This is a genomic window from Mesorhizobium sp. HAY1-8B (assembly GCF_056868045.1).
This window is the reverse complement of sequence record NZ_CP200321.1, coordinates 6,898,806-6,921,733: the sequence shown is the minus strand read 5'-3', so window position 1 is coordinate 6,921,733 and position 22,928 is coordinate 6,898,806. Positions and strand designations below refer to the sequence as shown.

The window sequence follows — 22,928 nt, the reverse complement described above, 5'->3', positions numbered from 1 at the left end:
TCCCGCCCGGCAATTCCACAACATATCAGGTGAATTCAGAGCGTCGCGCCGAGATGCCAGGGCACGAACTCGTTGTCGCCATAGCCAAAATCCTCGCTCTTGGTCTTGCGGCCCGAAGCCGTCTCGACGATCAGTTCGAAGATCTCGCGGCCCATGCCGGCGATGGTCTTTTCGCCCGAGGCGATGACGCCGCAATTGACGTCCATGTCCTCTTCCATCTGGTGATACATGGTGGAGTTGGTGGCGACCTTGATCGAAGGCGTCGGCCGGCAGCCGAAGCAGGAACCGCGACCAGTGGTAAAGACGATGACATTGGCGCCGCCCGCGACCTGGCCGGTGGCCGAGACCGGGTCGTAGCCGGGAGTGTCCATGAATACCAGTCCGTTGCCGGTGACCTTTTCGGCATAGCCGAACACGCCGTTGAGCGGCGTCTGGCCGCCCTTGGCGACCGCGCCCAGCGACTTTTCCAGGATGGTGGTGAGGCCGCCGCGCTTGTTGCCGGGCGAAGGGTTGTTGTCGATCGAGGCGCCATGCTTGGCGACATGATCTTCCCACCACTTTACATAGCCATCGAGCTTCTTGGCGATTTCTGGCGTCGCCGCGCGATAGGCGAGCAGATGCTCGGCGCCGTAGATTTCCGTGGTCTCGGAGAGGATGCCGATGCCCCCGACGCCGGCCAGTATGTCCACGGCGGCACCCAGCGCCGGATTGGCCGTGATGCCCGACATGCCGTCGGAGCCGCCGCATTGCAGGCCGACGACGATCTCGCTGACCGGGATCGGCTCGCGCTTCAACTGGCCGACTTCCTCGGCGATCTCGGCCAGCACGCCCATCGCCTTTTCCACCGATTTGCGCGATCCGCCGGCGTCCTGGATGTTGAAATGGCGTTTGCCGGCGGCCACACCCTTCTGGCCGTAAAGGGTGAGCTGGTTGACCTCGCAGCCGAGGCCGACCATCAGCACGCCGCCGAAATTCGGGTGGCGTGCATAGCCGGCGAGCGTGCGGTGCAGCACCATCATGCCGTCGCCGGTGCCGCTCATGCCGCAGCCCTGGCCGTGGACGATGGGCACAAAGCCGTCAATGCCGGGATATTTCGGCAGCAAGGTCCGGTTGGCTGTGTCGGCGATGGAATGACAGACGGTGGCCGAACAATTCACGCTGGCGATGATGCCGATGAAGTTTCGCGTGCCGGCGCGGCCGTCGGCACGGCGGTAGCCCATGAAGGTGCGAGCGCGATCGGCCTCGGTCGCGTGCTCGGCCTCGCTCGGCGGCACCACCGGCAAACGGCCGGCCTCGAAAACCAGATTGTGCGAATGGACATGCTCGCCGGGCGCGATGTCCTGCGTGGCGCGGCCGATCGCCTGGGCATATTTCACCACGGCTTCACCGGCGGCAATCGGCTTGATCGCGACCTTGTGGCCGGGCTCGATGACGGCGGTGGCAAGCGCGCCGCCCGGCAGGGCGGTGCCGATCTCGATGCGGCCATTGGCAACGGCGACATTGTCGGCGGGTGACAGAAGGATGGTGTTCGACACGTTCACGGGCGGTTTCCTGGGTGATCCTGGGATGCGCGGATTGACACGCGCCTGTTAAGAGTTAATGTCTTTTATCGTGAAAAAACAGTTTTGCGTCAATTGTTTTTTCGCGGCGGTACCGGGTGCTCCAGGGCAAATGGTGGTGCCGCAGACAATGGACCGGACCCCGCGAAAGCGATTCCTGCTTTTCAGGGTCATGGGAACGTCATATTGCGCTTCAAGCCGGCCGCCGCAAGCGCTGGCATGAATGGGTCAGGGGATGTCGAAGAGCAACAACGTCTACAAGGACGCCTACAACAGGTGCCTCAGGCTGATTGACGAGACGCGCAGCCTGCCGTCGGAGCCGGAACTGGGCGCGCTGCTCGGGGTCAGCCGCACCACCGTGCGAAGCATCCTGGCGCGCATGGAGGAAACCGGGCTGATCGCCTGGAACAAGCGCGCCAAGACGGTGCTGCGGGACCCGGGCCCCGGCGATTTCTTTCCCGAGGAAGAGACCGACACGCTGGCCGAGATCATCGAGCGATCGTTCATGCGGCGGCTGCTCGCCGGCGGCGCCGAAGCCGGCATGCAGATCAACGAGCTCGAACTGGCGCGCGAGATCGGCGTCGGCACGACCAGCGTGCGCGAGTTCCTGATCCGCTTCTCGCGCTTCGGCCTGATCGAGAAGCGCCGCAACAGCCATTGGGTGCTGAAGGGCTTTACGCGGGCCTTCGCGCTGGAGCTGACTGAAATCCGCGAAATGTTCGAGTTGCGCTCGGCGGCTGCCTTCGCGGCTTTGCCGCAGGACAGTCCGGTCTGGGCCGATCTAGACCGCCTGGAGGACGAACATCGCCAACTGGCACGCGAGATTGCCACGCGCTTCAACGAGTTTTCGGAACTGGACGAGCGCTTCCACCGGCTGATCCACCGCGCCTCGCGCAACCGCTTCATCGTCGATTTCTACGACGTCATCGCCATGATCTTCCATTACCACTACCAGTGGAACAAGGCGCAGGAGCGCGAGCGCAATGAAGTCGCGGTCGGTGAGCATCTTGCCTATATCGAGGCGCTCAAGTCGCGCGATCTCGGCAAGGTCGACGCCGCCTGCCGCAAGCACCTGAAGTCGGCGCGCCAGACATTGCTGACCTCGATTCCGGAAAGCAGACCCGTGCAAAAGTCCTGAGCCGCGTTGCCGCAGCATCGAATTGGTGATTTTCGCCCTGCCGCTCCCATGATAGGTATCCTTCCAGGAATTGCTTGAAGAGGCAGATGGCTTGAACCGCCGGGGGAGACGCTGGAGCATGCCGGTCGCGCTTGTCGCGGCCTACCTGCTGCTGCTCCAGTCGACGCTCGGCGCGTTCGCCTTCGGCACCGGCCCGAATGCCGCGCAACTCGACGCTTTCGGCAACGTCATCTGTACCCACGACGGCGCCACCCAGCTTCCCGGCGGTGACCAGCACCCGTCGCATCTGCCGGCCTGCTGCACACTTGGCTGCGGCATGTTTTCATCGGCCTTCGCGCCGCCGCCCGATGCCGGACTGGCCCTGGGCAGCCTTTCTTTTGAAGCGGTCGCCTTCGTCTTTCCGGCGAGCATTCATCTCGATTTCGCGCGCGAACGCTCGCCGTCGAACCCGCGAGCGCCGCCGCTGGCGGCTTGAGCCTTTTTGCCCGGCGGAACCTTTCGCGGGCGCACCCATCCAAAGACCGAATAGCTCGCGACCGGCAACGGCGCGATCATCACTTCATGGAGCAACCATGTCCCATTTTTCCCCCATAGCGGCGGGCACTCCGTTCAGCCGCATTCTGTCCCACGTCAAAGAGCGTCTCGGCGCTGTCGCGCTGGCGTTTGCGCTCATGCTCGTCGGCGCCCAGTCAGTCCTGGCGCATGAGTTCAAGGTCGGCGATCTCGAAATCGAGCATCCCTGGTCGCGCGCCACGCCGGCGGGCGCCAAGGTGGCCGGCGGCTATTTCACCATCATCAACAATGGCAGCGCGCCGGACCGGCTGCTGTCGATTTCCTCCGACGTTTCCGAAAAGGCCGAACTGCACGAGATGGGCGTCAAGGACGGCGTCATGACCATGCGCCCGGTTTCCGGCGGCTTGGAGGTCCCCGCGGGCGGCAAAGTGGCGCTGGCGCCGGGCGGCTATCATTTGATGTTCATCGGCCTGAAGCGGCAACCCAAGCAAGGCGAAAAATTCGCCGCCACGCTGACCTTCGAGAAGGCCGGTACAGTCAATATCGAGTTCGCCGTCGAAGGCATGGGTGAGATGGGCGGCATGGACGACCACGCCAATTGATCGCGCCAATCTGGAAATTTTGAAATCTGAGGGACCATCATGAACAAGTATTTTTTGTCGGCTGCAGCGCTTCTGGTGTTGGGGACAAATGCCGCCTTCGCGCACATCACGCTCGAAACCCAGGAGGCGCCCGTCGGCTCGACCTACAAGGCCATCTTTCGCGTGCCGCATGGTTGCGACGGCAAGGCGACGACCGCCGTGCGCGTGCAGATTCCCGAAGGGGTAATCGCGGTGAAGCCGATGCCGAAACCCGGCTGGACGCTGCAGACCAAGAAGGGCAAATATGAAAAATCCTACCAGCTCTATGGTCAGGCGGTGAGCGACGGCGTCAAGGAAGTCGACTGGAGCGGCGGCAATCTGCTGGATGAATTCTACGACGAGTTCGTCTTCCGCGCGACGCTGACGGCGGATCTGCCCGTTGGCCAGAAGCTCTATTTCCCCGTGGTGCAGGAATGCGACGGCGCCGCTGACCGCTGGATCGAGATCCCGGCGGCAGGGCAGGATGAAGATGCGCTGGAGAACCCGGCGCCCGGCATCAAGCTCACGCCAAAGAAATAGTTTTTCTCCCTGGCGCGCTCTGCTTGCCGGAGCGTGCCGCATCCCCGTGGCATGGCATGACCGCAACATCCTCTCGAATGGTCGATACCACCAGCAAGTTCGTCGGCTGGATTGCCGGCGGGCTGCTGGCCCTGCTCATGGCGCTCATCGTCATCACCTCGACCAGTCAGGCCTTTGCCCATGCGGCGCTGATCAAGACCGACCCGTCCGACGGTGCGGTCCTGGCCCAGACTCCGAAGCAATTCTCGCTAACCTTCAGCGAGCCGGTTTCGCCCCTGGTACTGACCCTGGTGAAGCCCGACGGCACGCCTGTCCCGCTGACATCCTTCCGGCTCAGCGATCAGACGGTCGAGATCGACAATCCGCAAGCGCTCAAAACCGGCACGCATGTGCTGAGCTGGCGCGTCATCTCCGCCGACGGTCATCCGGTCGGCGGTTCGCTGCTGTTTTCCATTGGCGCGCCAAGCGAGCCGCCGGCCGCGTCCGAAGCCGTCGACTGGCCGCTGCGGTCGGCGATCTGGATCGGCAAGGTCTTTCTCTACATCGGCTTCTTCTTCGGCGTCGGTGGCGCGTTCGCCCTTGCCTGGCTGGCTGGCGAGGGACGCGCCGGTCAACGCTTTGTTGCTGCCGCGATCCTGTGCGGGCTGATGGCGGCACCCTTGTCGCTCGGCTTTCAGGGGCTCGATGCGCTAGGAGCGCCGCTTTCCCATCTGGCACAGCCGGTGATCTGGCGGACCGGGCTGGGCACCAGCTTCGGCTGGACGGTGCTGGTCGCCCTGATCGCGCTGGGACTCGGCTTGCTGTCGCTGGCCGGACCGCGTGTTGCCGCCAAGCCGTTTGCCCTTGCCGGTCTTGCCGGCGTCGGCGTGGCGCTTGCCGCCAGCGGCCACGCCAGCGCGGCCGAGCCGCAATGGCTGACGCGGCCCATGGTGTTTGTGCATGGCGCCGGCATCGCCTTCTGGGCCGGCGCCCTGGTGCCGCTCGGTCTCGCGCTGAAGCGGCAAACGGCCGACGCTTTCCTGCGCCGCTTCTCCTCGGCGATCCTGCCTGTCGTGGCCGTGCTTGCCGCGGCCGGTGTCGTGCTTGCCGTCATCCAGGTGCAGACGCCCTCGGCCTTGATTGGCACTGCCTATGGCCGGCTGCTGCTGGTCAAGCTGGCGCTGCTGGTCTTCCTGTTCACGCTGGCGGCCGTCAATCGCTGGAAACTCACCGCCTCGGCCGAGGCAGGATCCACGGAGGTGCAGCGCAGGCTCACCCGCTCGATCGGCGTCGAAACGCTGATCGTGCTGGCGATCTTCGGCGTTGCCGCGGGCTGGCGCTTCACGCCGCCGCCACGGGCCTTGGCGATCGCGGCGGCGCAGCCGGTTTCGGTCCATATCCATGCCCTGCAGGCGATGGCCGATCTCAGCATCACGCCGGGCCATGCCGGGCCTGTCGCCGCCTCGATGATCATCATGACCGGTGATTTCGGGCCGCTCGACGCCAAGGAAGTGACGCTGGTGCTGTCGAAGCCCGATTCCGGCATCGAATCGCTGAAGCGCGCGGCGACCAAGCCCGGTGACGGCAGCTGGCGTGTCGACAACCTCGTCATACCGGTTCCCGGGCGCTGGACGGTGCGCCTCGACATCCTGGTCTCGGACTTCGAGATCGTGAAGATCGAGGCCCCGGTGGACATCAGGCCGTGATGGTCTATATGGCCACTTGCGACGCGGTCAGTGTCCTGCTTGCAACACAAATCGGCGAGGCGGTTGACGCGGCCCGAAAGGCCCGTCAATCATCTTGGGAAGAGTGGGCATCTCGGAAAGAGTGGACATCCCACCAAATCGCGGGCTCCAACCAACAAGATCCGAAAGCAGGGAAGAAACGATGGAAAAAGCCGAAATCGGCCTGATCGGCCTTGGCACGATGGGCTCCAACCTGGCGCTCAACATCGCCGAGCACGGGCACCGGATCGCCGTCTTCAACCGCACAAGGGCGCGCACCGACGCCTTCGTCGAAAATGCCGGCGCGCTGAAGGACATGGTCGTTCCCTGCTACAGCCTGGAGGAACTTGCCGCAGCGATCCGGCCGCCGCGTCCGATCATCATCATGGTGCTGGCCGGCAAGCCGGTCGACGAACAGATCGAAGCCCTGCGCGGCGTGCTGTCCAGCAACGACATCGTCATCGATGCCGGCAATGCCAATTTCCGCGATACGATGCGGCGCTTCTCCGAACTGTCCGGCTCGGGCCTGACCTTCATCGGCATGGGCGTGTCCGGCGGCGAGGAGGGCGCGCGCCATGGCCCGTCGATCATGGTTGGTGGCACGGAAGATAGTTGGAAGCGCGTGGAGAAGGTGCTGACCGCCATCTCCGCCAAGTTCAAGGACGAGCCCTGTGCCGCCTGGCTCGGCACTGACGGTGCCGGGCATTTCGTCAAGACCATCCACAACGGCATCGAATATGCCGACATGCAGATGATCGCCGAGATTTACGGCATTCTGCGGGACGGCCTTGGCATGGGGCCGAAGGAGATCGGCACGGTCTTTGAAAACTGGAACAAGGGCCGGCTCAACTCCTACCTGATCGAGATCACCGCCAAGGTACTGGCGGCCGACGATCCCAAGACCGGCAAGCCGGTGGTCGACATCATCCTCGATCGCGCGGGCCAGAAGGGAACCGGCAAATGGTCTGTCATCGAGGCGCAGCAGCTCGGCATTCCGGCGACCGCGATCGAGGCCGCGGTGGCGGCGCGTGTTCTGTCGTCGATCAAGGACGAGCGGCAGGCGGCGGAAAAAGCCTATGGGACTATCGGCGTGGCGAAGATTTCCGGCGACAAGGATGCATTGCTGAAAGACCTCGAACTGGCGCTGTTCGCCGGCAAGATCGCCGCCTATGCGCAGGGTTTTGCCGTGATGAGCGGTGCCTCCAAGGAGTTCAACTGGAACCTGCCGATGCCGACCATCGCCAAGATCTGGCGCGCCGGCTGCATTATCCGCTCGCAGATGCTGGATACGATGGCAGAGGCCTTCAGCAGCGGCGGCGCTTCAACCAACCTTTTGATGGCGCCGGCTTTCATCCGCTTGATGCAAGAGGCGCATCCGTCGCTGCGACGTATCGTGGCAAGGGCTTCCGAAGCCGGCGCGCCGGTGCCGGCGCTGTCTTCCGCGCTTGCCTATTTCGACAGCTATCGCCAGGGCCGCGGCACCTCGAACCTGATCCAGGCGCAGCGCGACTTCTTCGGCGCGCACGGCTTCGAACGCATCGGCGAGCAGGGGGCTTTCCACGGTCCCTGGGGCAGCGGCGCGGCTGGCTGAAACAGGGCCGCCCCGCAAATGGCGGTTTGGCCTGACCTGATGCTCAGGTCGGGCCAAGTCAGCCGCGATAGGGCAGAACCTCGCTTGGCTTGCTCAGCGTCTGCAATGAGCCGGGCGCGGCGCCTCCGATCCAGCCGAGCACGGCGCGGGCAAGCTCGGAGCCGGCCAGCCGGAAGCTCTCGTTGACGACGAGCAGTTCCCGCCGGAACAGATGCAGCAACTCCGAGGATTGTTTCGACACCACGTCGACGTCACGGCCGAGCTTGAGGCCGGCATCCTCGATGCCGGCCACGATGGCGAGCGTGGCGGCGGCGGCGCTGCTGACAAAACCGTCCGGCCGGTCCTTGCGCCGCATCAATTGCGCGGTCCGCATCCTGATCTGCTCGATCGATTGATCGATGGAAACGGTGTTGAACGGCACCTCGCTGGCGCCGACTTCACTCAGAGCATCGACGAAGCCGTTCACCGTATGGCCGTAATAGGTGAGGCCAACGGGCGGCGTGACAAGGGCAAGGCGGCTGCGGCCCTTGCCGGCGAGATAGCGCACAGCCTCGTTCGCAAAGGCGTAGTTGTCGAAATCATGATAGGGATGCACCAGCCCCATGTCGGTGCGGCCATGCGTGGCAAAGGGAATGCCGCGCTCCAGCATGTAGCGGGCCCGGGGATCGTTCGGCTGCGTGCGGGAGATGATGACGCCGTCGGCTGAGCCGGTCTCGACCAGATAGCGCACCGGATCCAGCGGATCCTGCGAGCGCGAGTATGGCGTGACGATCAGGTGGTAGGGCGTGTCGGCGATGACCTCGGTCACGCCATAGATGATATCCGAGACGAAGCTCATGAGCTCGTGCTCGGTGTTCAGCACAAGACTGATCACATTGGTCTTGCCGGTTCTGAGCCTGACGCCGGCGCGATTCGGGCGGTAGCCGATCTGCTTGGCGACGAGCTGGACACGCCGCCTGGTCTCGGCGCCGATCTCCGGCGCGTCCTTCAGCGCACGAGACACGGTGGTGACGCCGAGCCCGGTCATGAAGGCGAGCGTCTTCAACGTCGGCCGTTCCTGCGCCGACGCTTCCTCGTTCCTGTCCGTACGTTGTCTGTCCATTCGTCCCGCCCGTCAGGCGCATAGCAGTCGCCGGGCGGCCCGGCAATCTTCGCGATTGCCGCGAAGCACGATTTTCAAGCCCAGCAATGCGTCAATATACTGAAACGTTACAGATTGCCAATCTCGTTGCGCCGATGACGAATTTACGCCCCCGTGAAATTCCCTTGAGAATCCAAGGTCAAACGCCACTTCGGCATGCTCCTTGCGATTTTCATGACCTCATTGCCCGTTTTGCGTTGCGATTGCTCATATTGCGACGCACAATGAGGCGGTCGATCGACGTATTTTATTCGCGACCCGGAAAAATACCTGACGGCTTTACGCCCGGGGTTGCGCCATCCGCGCAATTGCCGTATCGAAAATCTGTAACGTTTCAGATTCTGGGAGGAACCGAAATGCGATACAAATTTCTGACCGCCGCGCTGGCGGCAACGGCCGCGCTGCAGTTCGCCGGCCCGGCGGCGGCGACGGACCTGGAAGTCACTCATTGGTGGACTTCCGGTGGCGAGGCGGCGGCGGTCGCCGAACTCGCCAAGGCTTTCGATGCCACGGGCAATCACTGGGTCGACGGCGCGATTGCCGGGTCCGGCGGCACCGCGCGGCCGATCATGATCAGCCGCATCACCGGCGGCGACCCGATGGGCGCCACCCAGTTCAATCACGGACGGCAAGCGGAGGAACTGGTGCAGGCCGGCCTGATGCGCGACCTGACCGATGTCGCCACCAAGGGCAAATGGACCGAGGTCGTGCGGCCGAAGAGCCTGCTCGACAGCTGCACCATCGACGGCAAGATCTACTGCGTGCCGGTCAACATCCATTCCTGGCAGTGGCTGTGGCTGTCCAATGCCGCGTTCGAGAAGGCCGGCGTGCCGGTGCCGAAGGACTGGAATGAGTATGTGGCGGCCGCGCCGGCGCTGGAGAAGGCAGGCATTGTCCCGCTGGCGGTGGGCGGGCAGGCCTGGCAGTCGTCCGGCGCCTTCGACGTGCTGCTTGCCGCGGTCGGCGGCACCGACACCTTCCTCAAGGTCTACAAGGACAAGGACGCCAAGTTCGCGGCCGGTCCGGAAGTCGCCAAGGTGTTCAAAGCGGCCGACGATGCGCGCAAGATGGCCAAGAACACCAATGTGCAGGACTGGAACCAGGCCACCAACATGGTCATCACCGGCAAGGCCGGCGGCCAGATCATGGGCGATTGGGCGCAAGGCGAGTTCCAGGTCGCCGGCAAGACCGCCGGCAAGGACTATACCTGCCTTCCCGGCCTTGGCCTTAACGAGGTCATCGCCACGGGTGGCGATGCCTTCTACTTCCCGTTGCTCAAGGATGGCGACAAGGCCAAGGCGCAGGAAGTGCTGGCCGAGACCTTGCTCGATCCCAAGACCCAGGTCGCCTTCAATCTCAAGAAAGGCTCGCTGCCGGTGCGTGGCGACGTCGACCTCAACGCGGCCAACGATTGCATGAAGAAAGGCCTTGCCATCCTGGCCAAGGGCGCCGTTATCCCCTGGACCGACCAGCTGCTTTCGCAGGACAGCCAGAAGCAGAAGGAGGACCTGTTCTCCGAGTTCTTCGCCAAGCCGGAGATGACCGTGGAAGAGGCGCAGAAGCGCTTCGCCGACATCATCGCCACGGCTGACTGACCGCCCGGGTCCTCCCAACTCCCGGTCTTGCAGGCGCAGGACCGGGAGTGACCACCTTACCCCCTTCAACGCGGCTGGCGAGATGAGCAAGAGCGAACGCCCGAACCAGCTTTTTCGCAACCTCAATGCGAAGATCGCTTCGATCCCGATGATCCTCACCGCGCTGGTGGTATTCGTCGGCGGCACGGCGTGGACGGTGCTCTATTCCTTCACCAATTCGAAGCTGCTGCCGCGGCTGAACTTCGTCGGCCTCGACCAGTATTACCGGTTGTGGGCGACGCCGCGCTGGCTGATTTCGATCGAGAATCTTCTGATCTACGGCGTGATCTCGCTGGTGTTCTCGCTGGTGATCGGTTTCATCCTGGCGGCGCTGCTCGACCAGAAGATCCGCTTCGAGGACACGTTTCGCACCATCTTCCTCTATCCCTTCGCGCTGTCCTTCATCGTGACCGGCCTTGTCTGGCAATGGCTGCTCAATCCGGATTTCGGAATCCAGGGCGTGATACGAAGCCTCGGCTGGACGAGCTTCAATTTCGATCCGCTCTACAATTCCAGCATCGTCATCTACGGCATATCGATCGCGGCACTCTGGCAAGGCACCGGGCTCATCATGTGCCTGATGCTGGCCGGCCTGCGCGGCATAGACGAGGATATCTGGAAGGCCGCCCGGGTGGACGGGATACCGATGTGGAAGACCTATCTGTTCATCATCATCCCGATGATGCGGCCGGTCTTCATCACCACGCTGGTCATCATCGCGTCGGGGATCGTCAAGGTCTACGACCTCGTCGTCGCCCAGACCAGTGGCGGGCCGGGCATCGCCTCCGAAGTGCCGGCAAAATATGTCTACGACTACATGTTCTTCGCCCAGAATCTCGGCCAGGGCTTTGCCGCCTCGACCATGATGCTGCTCTCGGTGATGATCGTCATCGTCCCGTGGGCCTATCTCGAATTCGGAGGCAGGAAACGTGTCTGACCATGCCGTTTCCCTGTCCGCGCCGTCCGGCGCCATTCGTGCCGACGCCTCGGGGCCGAGCGGGTCGAAGCCGCGCCACATGTTCTCTCGCCGCAACATCTTTCTCTATGGCACGCTCATTGTCGTGGCGCTCTACTACCTCTTGCCGCTCTATGTGATGGTCGTTACCTCGCTCAAGGGCATGCCGGAAATCCGCCTCGGCAACATCTTTTCGCCGCCGCTCGAGATCACTTTCGAGCCGTGGGTCAAGGCGTGGTCGACGGCATGCACCGGCCTCAATTGCGACGGGCTTTCGCGCGGCTTCTGGAACTCCGTTCGCATCACCGTCCCCTCGGTGATCCTGTCGATCGCGATCGCGTCCGTAAACGGCTACGCCCTGGCCAACTGGCGCTTCAAGGGCGCCGACACCTTCTTCATCATCCTGATCGTCGGCGCCTTCATCCCCTACCAGGTGATGATCTATCCGATCGTCATCATCCTGCGCGAGATCGGGCTCTATGGCAGCCTCAGCGGACTGGTGGTCGTCCACTCGATTTTCGGCATGCCGATCCTGACGCTTCTGTTCCGCAACTATTTCACCTCCATGCCGGAGGAATTGTTCCGGGCGGCGCGTGTCGACGGCGCCGGTTTCTGGGGCATCTACCTGCGCATCATGCTGCCGATGTCGCTGCCGATCTTTGTCGTCGCCGTCATCCTGCAGGTGACAGGCATCTGGAACGACTTCCTGTTCGGCGTCGTCTACACGCGCCCCGACACCTATCCGATGACGGTGCAGCTCAACAACATCGTCAATTCGGTGCAGGGCGTGAAAGAATACAACGTCAACATGGCGGCCACCATCCTGACCGGGCTGGTCCCGCTCGTCATCTACTTCATTTCCGGCAGGCTTTTCGTGCGTGGCATCGCTGCCGGCGCGGTGAAAGGATGAGGATGGCCGAAATCGCAAACCCCAGCGTATCGATCCAGGACCTGTCGCTGAACTATGGCGCGGTGTCGGTTCTGCAGACACTCAATCTCGATATCGCCGAGGGCGAGTTCATCGTGCTTTTGGGCCCCTCCGGCTGCGGCAAGTCGACCTTGCTCAACTGCATTGCCGGGCTGCTCGACATTTCGAAGGGCCGCGTCTTCATAAAGGGCAAGAACGTTACCTGGGAAGAGCCCAAGGATCGCGGCATCGGCATGGTGTTCCAGTCCTATGCGCTCTATCCGCAAATGACGGTGGAGAAGAACCTGTCCTTCGGCCTGCGTGTCGCCGGCGTGCCCAGGGACGAGATCGCCAGGCGCATCGCGCGTGCCGCGGAGATCCTGCAGATCGAGCCGCTGCTGCAACGCAAGCCCTCCGCGCTTTCCGGCGGCCAGCGCCAGCGCGTTGCGATCGGGCGGGCACTGGTGCGCGATGTCGACGTCTTCCTGTTCGACGAGCCGCTGTCCAACCTCGATGCCAAGCTGCGCTCGGAACTGCGCGTCGAGATCAAGCTCTTGCACCGCAAATTGCAGAACACCATGATCTACGTCACCCACGACCAGATCGAGGCGATGACGCTTGCCGATCGCATCGCGGTGATGAAGGGCGGCGTCATCCAGCAACTGGATGCGCCGCAAACCATCTACAACCGGCCGGTCAACCGGTTTGTCGCCGGGTTCCTGGGTTCACCGGCGATGAATTTCATCGAGGGTCGACTGGAAGCGGGCGATAGCCCTGCGTTCGCCGCCGATGGCGTTTCGATACGGCTCGACCGATATGAGTTCGACAAGGATGGCGGCAGCGCCGGCAAGCCCTGCGTATTCGGCATCAGGCCTGAGCACATCGCCTTTGGAGATGCGGCCAAGGCAATGCCATTCACGGCAGAGTCAGCGGTTGAGATCGTCGAGCCGATGGGCTCCGATACACTGGTGTGGACAAAGCTCGGCGGCCGTAATTTTTCCTTCCGCGTCGAGGCGGAAAAGACGCTGCGCACCGGCGATCCGGTCCGGATCGGCTTCGACCCGGCCCGCGCCTCGCTGTTCGACACCCCATCCGGCAACCGCATGTAGCTTCCAGAACCATCCTTCCAAAGACACTCCACAAGCAAACGGACAGAGACGATGAACTGGTCATTCCAACTTTACAGCGCCCGCAATTTCCAACCCTGGGAGGGCGTGCTCGCCACACTCGGCAAGCTCGGCTACACGCAAGTCGAAGGCTTCGGCGGCGTCTATGAAAATCCCAAGGCCTTCCGCGCCGAACTCGACAAGAACGGCCTTTCCATGCCGACCGGGCATTTCTCCATCGATGCGCTGGAGAAGGATTTCGACGGCGTGCGCAGGATCGCCGAGGCGCTCGGCATCAAGCTTTTGATCTGCCCCTATCTGGTGGCGGAGGATAGGCCGTCGGATGCCGCCGGCTGGCGCGGCTTCGGCGAGCGCCTGGCCAAGGTTGGCGAGGCGGCCTCGAAGGCCGGTCATGGATTTGCCTGGCACAACCATGATTTCGAGTTCAAGGCACTTCCCGACGGCTCGGTGCCGCAGGATCACATCCTGTCTTCCGCCCCCGGCATCGGCTGGGAGATGGACCTCGCATGGGTGGTGCGCGGCGGCGCCGATCCACTGCCCTGGATCGAAAAGCATGGCAAGCGCATCGTCGCCGTGCATGTGAAGGACATCGCCAGGCCGGGCGAAGGGCTGGATGAGGACGGCTGGTCGGATGTCGGCCACGGCACCATCGACTGGGCCGGTCTGATCAAGCTGCTGCGGGCCAGGAGCGCGGCAGAATACTTTGTCATGGAACAGGACAATCCCAACGACATCGAGCGTTTCGCCCGACGTTCGATCGCAACCGTCAAGAATTACTAGGACCGATCACCATGGCAAAGAAACTGGGTATTGGCGTTATCGGCTGCGGCAACATCTCGAAGGCGTATTTCACGCTGGCCCCGCTGTTTCGCGGCATCGAGATGCGCGCCTGCGCCGACATCAACATGGACGCGGCCAGGGCGCGGGCGAAGGAATTCAAGCTGCGCGCCGAGACCGTCGAGGACCTGCTCAAGGCCGACGACATCGACATCATCGTCAACCTGACGATCCCGGCGGTGCATTACGAGGTGTCGAAACAGGTGCTCGACGCCGGCAAGCACGTCTATTCGGAAAAGCCGTTCGTGCTCTCGCTCAAGGAGGGCCAGGACCTCAAGGCGCGCGCTGAGAAGAAGGGACTGCGCATCGGCTCGGCGCCCGACACTTTCCTCGGTGGCGCGCACCAGCTGGTGCGTGAGCTGATCGATGAGGGGAAACTCGGCAAGATCACCAGCGGTACCTGCCATGTCATGGGCCACGGCATGGAACACTGGCACCCCAATCCGGATTTCTTCTTCCAGCCGGGGGCCGGACCGGTGCTCGATATCGGGCCGTACTACATCACCAATCTGATCCAGCTGATCGGGCCGGTGAAGCAGGTGGCGGCCTTCGCGACGACGCCTGCCAAGGAGCGGACGATTTCATCGAAACCGCGCGCGGGCGAAAAAATCCCGGTCAACACGCCGACCACCATTCATGCCGTTCTGGAATTCGAGAACGGTGCCGTGGTGACGCTCAACACCAGCTGGGACGTCTGGGCTCATGGCCACGCGCCGATGGAGCTCTATGGCGAGACGGGCACGGTGTTCGTGCCGGATCCGAACTTCTTCGGCGGCGACGTGCGCTTCACCGAGGAGGGCAAACCGGTCAAGAAGCTGCCGAAATGGAAGCACCCGCTTGGCGTTCCCAATGAAATGCACGGCCAGGGCATGATGGCCAATTATCGCACATCTGGCCTCGCCGACATGGCGCTGGCGATCGTCGAGGGGCGGCCGCACCGCTGTTCGATGGAACTGGCGCTGCATGCCGTCGATGTCATGACCGGTATCCTGCGTTCTGGCGAGACGGGAAAATTCGTCGCCATGCAGACGACCTGCGAGCGGCCGGCCGCTCTCGGGGTCAAGGCAGCCAAGGAGTTGCTGGCGAAGAAGAAGTAGGCTGCGGAGATTATCGATAATTTTGATCTGTCCCTCTCCCCGTTTTCTTGGGGAGAGGATAAAGGGGTAGGGTGCCGAGCCAGCTTACTGCGGTTGTGATGAGGCTGGCCGGTCTGTTCAGATTCGAGGATCTTTCCCCATGCCCTATGTCGCCGCCGAAAATCGCTATGAAAAAATGATCTACAACCGTTGCGGACGGTCCGGTCTCAAGCTGCCTGCGATCTCGCTCGGTCTGTGGCACAATTTCGGCAATGACACGCCGCATCGGACCAAGCAGTCGATCGTGCGCACGGCGTTCGATCTCGGCATCACCCATTTCGACCTCGCCAACAATTACGGGCCACCGCCCGGCTCGGCCGAGACCGCCTTCGGCGAAATCCTGCGCACCGATTTCGCCGGCTACCGCGACGAGCTGATCATCTCGACCAAGGCAGGCTATGGAATGTGGGCGGGGCCTTACGGCGAATGGGGCGGGCGCAAATACGTGCTGGCCAGTCTCGACCAGAGCCTGAAGCGGATGGGGCTCGACTATGTCGACATCTTCTATTCGCACCGCTTCGATCCCGACACGCCGCTCGAAGAAACCATGGGGGCGCTCGACCATGCGGTGCGCTCAGGCAAGGCGCTCTATGCCGGCATCTCGTCCTACAACTCGCAGCGCACCCGCGAGGCCGCGGACATATTAAGGCAGCTTGGCACGCCCTGCGTCATTCACCAGCCGAGCTATTCGATGCTGAACCGCTGGGTCGAGGAAGACGGGTTGCTCGACACGCTGGAAGGGCTCGGCGTCGGCTCCATCGTGTTCTCGCCGTTGGCCCAAGGCATGCTGACCGACAAATATCTGGGTGGTATCCCCGAGGGCAGCCGCGCCTCGCAGGGCAAGTCGCTGAAGACCGCTTTCATCAACGACAAGACCATCGCCAACATCAAGGCGCTCAACGTCATTGCCGGCAAGCGTGGCCAGACGCTGGCGCAGATGGCGCTGGCCTGGGTGCTGCGCAAGGGCAAGGTCACGTCGGCACTGATCGGCGCCAGCCGACCGGAACAGGTGGAGGACTGCGTCGGCGCGCTGAAGGTGCTCGACTTCAGCGATGCCGAACTGGCTGAGATCGATAGCTACGCGCGCGAATCCGACATCAATCTGTGGGCGGCCTCCGCTGAGCGCAAAGGCCCCGCGAGAAAGTAGGCTCGCCAAGAGATAGGCTCGCCTGGCAAGCCGGCAAACAAAACGGCGGGACATGTCCCGCCGTTTCCACGTGGACGCAAATGGCCGCGCTTCAGGGCGTCGCCGGTTTCTGGGCTGTACCCAGCCCTGCCTTTGGTTTTGCCGGCGCGGGAGCAGGGGTCTTCATCTTCGCCTCGATCCAGCCGCTGTAGTTGGCCAGCCGCGTGTAGATGCCATAGGCGTCCTTGTGGCCGCAGGCCGCGCTGCCGTCGGCCGGGCCTTCGCCCCAGCTGACGACACCGACCTGGACCGGGCCATCGGCGCCGGTCATGAACAGCGGGCCGCCGCTGTCGCCATTGCAGGCATCACGCACGCCACTGGTGGTACCGGCGCAGATCATGTTGCCGGTCAACGGATCGGTCATGTCGGCGGCGATCGCATTGGCGGCGGCATCGATGCCCTTTTCGGAATAGCGCATGCGGTGGGACAGATCGCCAAGTGCCGCCTTCAGGTCATGCGCGTAGATGGCCTTGATGCCGCTGTTGCAGGCACTGTTCGGCTGCAGATCGAGATCGGCGACCATCAGCGTGGTCGGGAACGTTCCATCCTGCATCTTGCCCCAGCCGGTTACGGTGGTCTTGCCGTTGTCGGGGGTTGCCTCGCGGGCAAGCTTGATGGTCGGCGCGTCGGCCGGCTCGGCAAGCCGGAGCAGGCCGAGGTCGTTGTCGAGCGTCTGCTCGCTGTAACCCTCGTTGACGATGACCTCCACCACTTTGTGGCGCTTGCCTTCGCTGAGGTCGGTGGCACCGGTCAGCACCGTGACCGAGTCCGGCGAGATCGGCTCGCCCTTGTCGTTGAGGCAGTGCGCCGCCGTCAGCACCCATTGCGGCGCGATCAGGCTGCCGCCGCAGAATTGCGCATTGGCCTGCGAGGCCGGGTTCTCGTCCAGCCTGGCGGTGGTGAGCAGCGCGACCTGGAACGGATAGGCGCCCTTTTCGGCCTGGTTGCCGCCATAGACGCGGTCGGCGCCGTCGGGGTTGTCCGCCGCTGCCTTGGCCCTGGCATCGGCCACCCGCTGCATCGGCGAGACGGCCGCTTCCGGCCTCACGGTGCTCTCGTCCGCCCGGACGGTGTTGATGAATGCAACGGCAGCAGCAACGCCAAGCAGCGATGCGGCGGCGATTGGCCCGAACCGATTTGTGATGTGCACCTGAACCTCCTGAGACAATTCTCCGATGCGGCACGACGCCGGGCATTGTGCAAGGAGGTGTTGCCGGTTCAACGATCCGCACGCGCGCCGCATCGAAACGGTGCGCGACCGGTCACAAAACCGAATCCCACTTTTGCTAACCGTGCCCGCGAGCAGAACCCGCACAAAATCCTATAGCCCCCCACGGGCTACGTGGAAGCGATTTGTCATTGCCAATCTTGGATTATTTTAGGCAGTATATCCGTGCAGAATTTTTTTGGCGGGGGCCTTGAAAATGACAGCCTAGAAGAACGCTCGCAGGGGATGCCGGCGAGCAAACTCATTTTTCGGCGTCACCACGATCTCGACAATATTTCTGTATTTTGATCCAGTCCTTGCTGACTTTTGGGAGAGTCTCACCATGACAAAACTGACAAACCTTATGATAGCGTCCGCATTGCTTTCCACCGCGATGTGGACGGTCCCGGTCTTCGCCGCCGATCCTGGCTCCGCCAGTGCGGGTAATGGCGAAAGTATGCGGGATGTATCTTCAGGAGACTTCAAGGCCGGTCGGGCAAAACCGATCACCACGCCGAAGCTTACCGACGAAGACAGCCGCGCCGCGCCGCTTGCTGACGAGGCGACGGCTGTCAAATCCTATGGCATCGTCGGAAGGTCCGCCGATGGCAAGGAGATCAAGATCGAGCCGAGCGAAGCTCTGCGCGATCTCATCATCAAGGAACTGAACGCTCCGGCCAATGGAGCGGATGGGGTCCAGCGCAAGACCGAAGATCCCGGGCTCGGCGAAGGCGAAGCCGGCCGTCAGGTTTTCGGCCCTGATGATCGCGAGCAGGTCAGGAGCACCAAGACCTATCCGTTCTCGGCAATCGGCTATCTCGAAGCCAAATCGCCGAAGACCGGCAGCTATGGCAGTTGCTCGGCAACGCTGATCGGCCCGCGCACGGTGCTCACCGCGGCGCACTGCCTCTACAGCCATGAGGACAAGGACTGGCTCTCGGAATATCTGTTCGTCCCGGGCCTCAATGGCAGCACTGCAGACGACGCCCCCTTCGGTGCCTTCTCCTATGAAAGCGCCTATGTGCTGCAGGGCTTCATCGACAATTACCAGGGCTATTACGGCTCGGTGATCCCGTGGGACCTGGGCATCATCACGCTGAAGCAGGATGTCGGCACCAACCTTGGCTGGCTTGGCTATGCCAACTATGACGATCTCGGCGACTTCACCGCCAACCTCGTCGGCTACCCCGGCGACAAGCCGATGGGCACGATGTGGAAGACAAGCTGCGAAGTGCATGCCGAGAACATCGCTCCGGAATATTTCCAGTATGACTGCGATACGTTCCCGGGGTCGAGCGGCAGCTCGGTCTATGCCTATGACACCAACTCCAAGCAGCGCATCATCACCGGCGTCAACGTGGCGGAAAGCCCCGACGCGAATACCGCCGTGCGCCTGAACGCCGCAAACGTCCAGTGGATCAACAGCCTGTATAAATAACACGCGCTCGCGCAGTCGCGAAAAGAGGCGGCGGATCAAACCCGTCGCCTTTTTTCGTGCCGATCGCTCCGCACGGGCTTCTCTTGCACGAGGCAGGCTCGCCGATTACGCTTGGCTTGCCAAGGGGGCGAGGCATCCAGGGGGTTCAAGGGGATGGCGCGGGCAAGGGCAGTGTTCGGGGTCGTGGCCGCATCGATGCTGGGCGCGTTGATGCTTTCGACGGCTTTTGCCGATCCCGCCCCTGTCGGCGGCGCCTGGGCGGAGCGGGTGCAGATCCTCTATCAGGCCGACACACGCTCCGTGCTGCGCAGGACCGTGCGTGTCTGGGACTTCCATCCGGAGAAGAACCTCGACTTCGTCTGGGAGCCGGCGGCAGGCCTGTCGCCCGACCGGACGATAGCCGAAGACGGCACCATCAACGGCAAGGGCAGGTTGGTGTGGCGGGTGCGCGGCTCGGCGAGCTATGACCCGAAGACGGTCTATTCCAGCTATTTCGGCGACGTCAGAAACGGCCGGCCCGAGGGGCAGGGCCGGCTCGACCTGCGCTCGGGCGAGGTGTTCGAGGGGCACTGGTCCGCCGGGGCACTCCACGGGCAGGGCATTCATGTCGATGCCGACGGCAACCGCTATGAGGGCCAATTCATTGGCGGCGTCCCGAATGGCGAGGGCCGGTCGCTGTCGAAAACCGGCGAGATCTTTGCCGGCTCCTTTGTCGATGGATTGAAGAACGGCAAAGGCACCACACGGCTCGCCGGCGGCACGGTCTACACATCGCAGTGGGTGATGGGCAAGGAGGTCGGAGGCTCGCGTCCCGACGTGCTGGCCGATGCCAGGGTCGGCGGCCTGCTCAAGGCGCAGGCGGGTGACGGCGATGCCGACAAGGTCGAGATCGGCGTTGTGGTCGATCAGCGCATGACCCAGCAGGCCGACCTGAAATACCAGCATCTGGTGCGCGACGAGGACATCGCGATCTATCCGGAGGACAACCTCTACAACGATGCCTGGAACGGCACCGGCCAGGTCAAGACCAGCAATGTCTATGACGGTCCGGACTGGGAGAATAGCCCGGCCTTTGCCGAAGTCGACCTTGGCACCAAGGATCAGTCCAGGGTCAAGCTCGACAGTCTGGAAATGAAGGTCGCCGCCAGCGACGCCTATCGCAAGCCGATGCTGTCGATCTCGGAACATTTCGGCTGCATCGGCTTCAGGCCGGATTTCTCGATCATCAACAATGGCTGGGGCGATGCCAGGGACATGAAGATGTCGATCCAGTTCACTACCGTGGACGAGGAGGGCAATCCGACCGGCCAGCCAAGCCGCATGTTCACCAAGGACATCGGCGGTTTCGGCGAGGGCGTCGACGTGTCGATCAAGAGCGTGCTCGACGAGGCCGGCGTCGATACGGCCAGCCTGGAGACGGGGCGTTTTTCCTGTCCCTCGGCCGACAGCCTGAATGTCTGCCGCAGCCAGCTCACCAACAAGGTCAAGTTCGGCGAGGTCGGCGACTATCTCGGCAATTTCAACCAGGCAATGACACTCAACGCGATCGGCAAGTTCGATTATTCCTGGGCCGACGACCAGGGCAATGTCTTCCAGCAGAGCGAGCCCTTCCGTGCCCAGATGACCATGGCGGTCTTCGAGATCCCCGAATCGATGGCCGAATGCGGAGATGGCGGTGGCGGCAACCCCGAAGCGATGCGCTACCAGAACATCGAATTCCCGATCGGCAAGCATGACTACACGATCGCCATGCCGGTGCGCGGCAACAAGAATATCAGCGCCTACACGGCGCGGCTGAAGATGTGGTCGGCGATGTCATCGATCCATCGTTTCAGCATCGCCGCGCATTTTGCCGACGGCAGCGTGCGCGAGAGCAAGCCGGTTACCTTCTTCTATTTCCGGCCGAAGCAGTCGCTGTTCGAGACCAGGACCGAACCGGCGTCGTGCTATCTGCCCCGCCAGATGGGCAGCTGCTAACGTATATACCTTGGTCGGGCGCTACTTTCGGCCCATCTCGAAATAGTTGGGCAGCGGGATCAGGCGGGTGAAGATCGTACCTTGCGCAAAAACCCGCAGTTCCAGCATCGATCCTGACGAGCGTTGCGCGCTCTGGTCGAACAGGAAATTGCCGAGCGAATAGACCTCGGCCACATCGCCGCCGGCAAGCGAGACGACCGCCTCGCTCGACACATGCGGATGGCCGCCGACAATGGCCGAGACGCCGCGCAGGCGCATCCGGTCGGCAAGCATGTCCTCGCGCGGCGACGGTTCTGTCTTGTATTCACGGCCCCAATGAACGAAGGCGACCACCGGACGCTGCGCATTGTCGTGCAGCAGCCGGTCGAGCAAGGCAGGGGTCAAGAGGTCGGTGTTCTTCGAGCCGTTGGTGTCGATGTCGGTGAGGCCGACGAGATCCAGATCGGCAAGCGCCAGCGTTTCTCCCTGGCCGAAATGCGGGATGCCGGCCGCGTCCAGGGCGCGCAGCGTCTCGGCATAGCCTGATGGGCCGAGATCGTAGGCGTGATTGTTGGCGAGGCCGACGCCGGCGACATGCAGCCGCTTCAGCATGCTGGTGGCGAGGTCCTCCGGCATGGCCAGCGTCATGTCGTCGATCGCTTCCGGCACGTTGGGCAGGATGACACCCTCGAGATTGACGATCAGCGGCCGCGATCCTGTCAGCGCCAGGATGCTGTCGACGATCTTGTCGGCAACGGTGTCGCGCAGCAGGATCTTCTTCATGGCGCGGCCGAAATTCACGTCGCCGGCGAGATAGTAGATCCTGTCCTTTGGCCGCGCCGGGTTGTTGAAGCCGGGGCCGAAGGCCCCGAACAGCGCCACCACATAGCTGGTGGTCCGCTCGACATAGTCGGACGTGTGTTCCTGCGAGTTCTCGTTGGCCACAACCAGCGGCTGGGCGCCGAACAATTCGCGCTGCAGCCTGGTCTGGATGTAGAGCGCGCCGACGGAATCGGCATGATCGGGCTGGCGCAATGCCGCGATGCCGTCGAGCGAGCCTGCGGCCAGCATGTTCAGCGTCTGCTGGTCGAAACGCCTGGAATCATGCTGCGGCAGATAGTGTGAGAAGTCGGTGGATTCGACGATCAGCGTGTCCCGGTCGACGATGGCTTTGAGCGCCTCGGCCAGCCTGTCCCAGTCGCCGCGTTTCGCCTTCACCGACATCGCCACCGGCACGATCTTCGCCTCGGGGAAATAGTGATGCAGGAACGGCAGCATGGCGCGCACGCCATGTTCCTTGTCGAACAGGCAGGACTCTTCGACCATGTCGCCATGTGCTTCCAGAATGCGCACCGCATCGCTGTCGGCAGCCACGGGGCCAAGCACGGTGTCGAAGCCGCGCGCCGTGGTGGCGTAGAGCTTGTGCGTCTTGTGGAAATGGTCCGGCGACAGGATGACGATGCGCTTGTAGCGGAAGCCGGACGCGGCCCGGAAACCAAGCGCCACGAGGTCGGCGGCCAGCAGATGATGCGGCACCGTGATGCCGGTCAGCCGCTGGTTGGATGGCTCGACATCGGCGACGTTGGCGATGGCATCCCGGAAGAGCGTCGCGTCGTCGTAGAAAGGCGGAAAGTTCTCTGCGCCGGGTGGGCAGACGACAGGGGCGGCGAAGGTGGGGAGAGGCAGCGTGAGGAGGAATAGCAGCATTGCCGCGATACCGGGCCACGATCGCGCGAGGGG

Annotated in this window: 19 protein-coding genes; 15 read left to right on the top strand and 4 right to left on the bottom strand. The window is 63.0% G+C overall.

The annotated features are described in order from the left end of the window. Positions 1 to 35: 35 nt before the first annotated feature. Positions 36 to 1,541 carry a UxaA family hydrolase gene (locus AC1VON_RS33255; RefSeq protein WP_483126198.1) on the bottom strand — a complete coding sequence of 502 codons (1,506 nt, stop codon included), beginning with the start codon at positions 1,539 to 1,541 and terminating at the stop codon, positions 36 to 38. A gap of 253 nt (positions 1,542 to 1,794) precedes the next feature. Between AC1VON_RS33255 and AC1VON_RS33250 the strand changes: the two genes are divergently transcribed. The 6 genes from AC1VON_RS33250 (at position 1,795) to gndA (ending at position 7,664) form a co-directional block, all read left to right on the top strand. Beyond that, positions 1,795 to 2,697: a GntR family transcriptional regulator gene (locus tag AC1VON_RS33250; protein WP_172348530.1), complete on the top strand. Its 903-nt coding sequence runs from the start codon at positions 1,795 to 1,797 to the stop codon at positions 2,695 to 2,697. 118 nt (positions 2,698 to 2,815) lie between these two features. Beyond that, positions 2,816 to 3,172 (top strand): DUF2946 family protein, encoded by a 357-nt coding sequence (locus AC1VON_RS33245; RefSeq protein WP_172348531.1) that lies wholly within the window; start codon positions 2,816 to 2,818, stop codon positions 3,170 to 3,172. A 97-nt stretch (positions 3,173 to 3,269) separates the two neighbouring features. Further along, on the top strand, positions 3,270 to 3,812 hold the full coding sequence (locus AC1VON_RS33240) for a copper chaperone PCu(A)C (RefSeq protein ID WP_483126197.1): 543 nt from the start codon (positions 3,270 to 3,272) through the stop codon (positions 3,810 to 3,812). A 39-nt stretch (positions 3,813 to 3,851) separates the two neighbouring features. Beyond that, a complete protein-coding gene (locus AC1VON_RS33235; protein ID WP_483126196.1) occupies positions 3,852 to 4,370 on the top strand; it encodes a YcnI family copper-binding membrane protein in 519 nt (172 codons plus the stop codon). A gap of 77 nt (positions 4,371 to 4,447) precedes the next feature. After that, positions 4,448 to 6,055 carry a copper resistance CopC/CopD family protein gene (locus AC1VON_RS33230; RefSeq protein WP_483126412.1) on the top strand — a complete coding sequence of 536 codons (1,608 nt, stop codon included), beginning with the start codon at positions 4,448 to 4,450 and terminating at the stop codon, positions 6,053 to 6,055. Between the two features lie 181 nt (positions 6,056 to 6,236). After that, positions 6,237 to 7,664, top strand: coding sequence for an NADP-dependent phosphogluconate dehydrogenase (gene gndA / locus AC1VON_RS33225; protein WP_172348535.1), 1,428 nt, complete (start codon positions 6,237 to 6,239; stop codon positions 7,662 to 7,664). Between the two features lie 58 nt (positions 7,665 to 7,722). On the opposite strand, the gene AC1VON_RS33220 is transcribed toward gndA, so the two are convergent. After that, positions 7,723 to 8,766, bottom strand: a complete 1,044-nt coding sequence (locus AC1VON_RS33220) for a LacI family transcriptional regulator (RefSeq protein WP_172348536.1) — start codon at positions 8,764 to 8,766, stop codon at positions 7,723 to 7,725. Positions 8,767 to 9,161: 395 nt separating this feature from the next. On the opposite strand from AC1VON_RS33220, the gene AC1VON_RS33215 reads away from it, so the two are divergent. The 7 genes from AC1VON_RS33215 (at position 9,162) to mgrA (ending at position 16,548) form a co-directional block, all read left to right on the top strand. Continuing rightward, positions 9,162 to 10,400: an ABC transporter substrate-binding protein gene (locus AC1VON_RS33215; RefSeq protein WP_172348537.1), complete on the top strand. Its 1,239-nt coding sequence runs from the start codon at positions 9,162 to 9,164 to the stop codon at positions 10,398 to 10,400. Between the two features lie 82 nt (positions 10,401 to 10,482). Continuing rightward, the gene (locus tag AC1VON_RS33210; RefSeq protein ID WP_172348538.1) at positions 10,483 to 11,376 is read left to right on the top strand and encodes a carbohydrate ABC transporter permease; all 894 of its coding nucleotides are present in this window, start codon (positions 10,483 to 10,485) and stop codon (positions 11,374 to 11,376) included. After that, entirely contained in the window at positions 11,369 to 12,304 is a 936-nt protein-coding gene (locus AC1VON_RS33205) for a carbohydrate ABC transporter permease (protein WP_483126195.1), read from the top strand. The genes AC1VON_RS33210 and AC1VON_RS33205 overlap by 8 nt, the downstream gene beginning before the upstream one ends. 2 nt (positions 12,305 to 12,306) lie before the next feature. Then, positions 12,307 to 13,410: an ABC transporter ATP-binding protein gene (locus tag AC1VON_RS33200; RefSeq protein ID WP_483126194.1), complete on the top strand. Its 1,104-nt coding sequence runs from the start codon at positions 12,307 to 12,309 to the stop codon at positions 13,408 to 13,410. 51 nt (positions 13,411 to 13,461) lie between these two features. After that, on the top strand, positions 13,462 to 14,208 hold the full coding sequence (locus AC1VON_RS33195; protein ID WP_483126193.1) for a sugar phosphate isomerase/epimerase family protein: 747 nt from the start codon (positions 13,462 to 13,464) through the stop codon (positions 14,206 to 14,208). 11 nt (positions 14,209 to 14,219) lie between these two features. Then, entirely contained in the window at positions 14,220 to 15,362 is a 1,143-nt protein-coding gene (locus tag AC1VON_RS33190) for a Gfo/Idh/MocA family protein (protein ID WP_172348541.1), read from the top strand. Between the two features lie 139 nt (positions 15,363 to 15,501). Continuing rightward, a complete protein-coding gene (gene mgrA, locus AC1VON_RS33185; protein WP_483126192.1) occupies positions 15,502 to 16,548 on the top strand; it encodes an L-glyceraldehyde 3-phosphate reductase in 1,047 nt (348 codons plus the stop codon). A 91-nt stretch (positions 16,549 to 16,639) separates the two neighbouring features. Here the strand turns inward: mgrA and AC1VON_RS33180 are convergent, their stop codons facing one another. Then, a complete protein-coding gene (locus AC1VON_RS33180) occupies positions 16,640 to 17,737 on the bottom strand; it encodes a S1 family serine peptidase (RefSeq protein ID WP_483126191.1) in 1,098 nt (365 codons plus the stop codon). Positions 17,738 to 18,137: 400 nt separating this feature from the next. On the opposite strand from AC1VON_RS33180, the gene AC1VON_RS33175 reads away from it, so the two are divergent. Then, positions 18,138 to 19,232 (top strand): trypsin-like serine peptidase, encoded by a 1,095-nt coding sequence (locus AC1VON_RS33175; protein WP_483126190.1) that lies wholly within the window; start codon positions 18,138 to 18,140, stop codon positions 19,230 to 19,232. 171 nt (positions 19,233 to 19,403) lie between these two features. Next, positions 19,404 to 21,209: an MORN repeat-containing protein gene (locus AC1VON_RS33170; RefSeq protein ID WP_483126189.1), complete on the top strand. Its 1,806-nt coding sequence runs from the start codon at positions 19,404 to 19,406 to the stop codon at positions 21,207 to 21,209. Positions 21,210 to 21,230: 21 nt separating this feature from the next. Here AC1VON_RS33170 and amrB read toward each other — a convergent pair whose 3' ends face one another. Then, entirely contained in the window at positions 21,231 to 22,895 is a 1,665-nt protein-coding gene (amrB, locus tag AC1VON_RS33165) for an AmmeMemoRadiSam system protein B (protein ID WP_483126188.1), read from the bottom strand. Between the last annotated feature and the right edge of the window lie 33 nt (positions 22,896 to 22,928).

Coding starts and splice junctions, on each gene's coding strand:
- AC1VON_RS33240 (WP_483126197.1), top strand. CDS start 3,270: ATGTCCCATTTTTCCCCCATAGCGGCGGGCACTCCGTTCAGCCGCATT.
- AC1VON_RS33250 (WP_172348530.1), top strand. CDS start 1,795: ATGTCGAAGAGCAACAACGTCTACAAGGACGCCTACAACAGGTGCCTC.
- AC1VON_RS33245 (WP_172348531.1), top strand. CDS start 2,816: ATGCCGGTCGCGCTTGTCGCGGCCTACCTGCTGCTGCTCCAGTCGACG.
- mgrA (WP_483126192.1), top strand. CDS start 15,502: ATGCCCTATGTCGCCGCCGAAAATCGCTATGAAAAAATGATCTACAAC.
- AC1VON_RS33215 (WP_172348537.1), top strand. CDS start 9,162: ATGCGATACAAATTTCTGACCGCCGCGCTGGCGGCAACGGCCGCGCTG.
- AC1VON_RS33220 (WP_172348536.1), bottom strand. CDS start 8,766: ATGGACAGACAACGTACGGACAGGAACGAGGAAGCGTCGGCGCAGGAA.
- amrB (WP_483126188.1), bottom strand. CDS start 22,895: ATGCTGCTATTCCTCCTCACGCTGCCTCTCCCCACCTTCGCCGCCCCT.
- AC1VON_RS33230 (WP_483126412.1), top strand. CDS start 4,448: ATGGTCGATACCACCAGCAAGTTCGTCGGCTGGATTGCCGGCGGGCTG.
- AC1VON_RS33175 (WP_483126190.1), top strand. CDS start 18,138: ATGACAAAACTGACAAACCTTATGATAGCGTCCGCATTGCTTTCCACC.
- AC1VON_RS33200 (WP_483126194.1), top strand. CDS start 12,307: ATGGCCGAAATCGCAAACCCCAGCGTATCGATCCAGGACCTGTCGCTG.
- AC1VON_RS33210 (WP_172348538.1), top strand. CDS start 10,483: ATGAGCAAGAGCGAACGCCCGAACCAGCTTTTTCGCAACCTCAATGCG.
- AC1VON_RS33190 (WP_172348541.1), top strand. CDS start 14,220: ATGGCAAAGAAACTGGGTATTGGCGTTATCGGCTGCGGCAACATCTCG.
- AC1VON_RS33235 (WP_483126196.1), top strand. CDS start 3,852: ATGAACAAGTATTTTTTGTCGGCTGCAGCGCTTCTGGTGTTGGGGACA.
- gndA (WP_172348535.1), top strand. CDS start 6,237: ATGGAAAAAGCCGAAATCGGCCTGATCGGCCTTGGCACGATGGGCTCC.
- AC1VON_RS33195 (WP_483126193.1), top strand. CDS start 13,462: ATGAACTGGTCATTCCAACTTTACAGCGCCCGCAATTTCCAACCCTGG.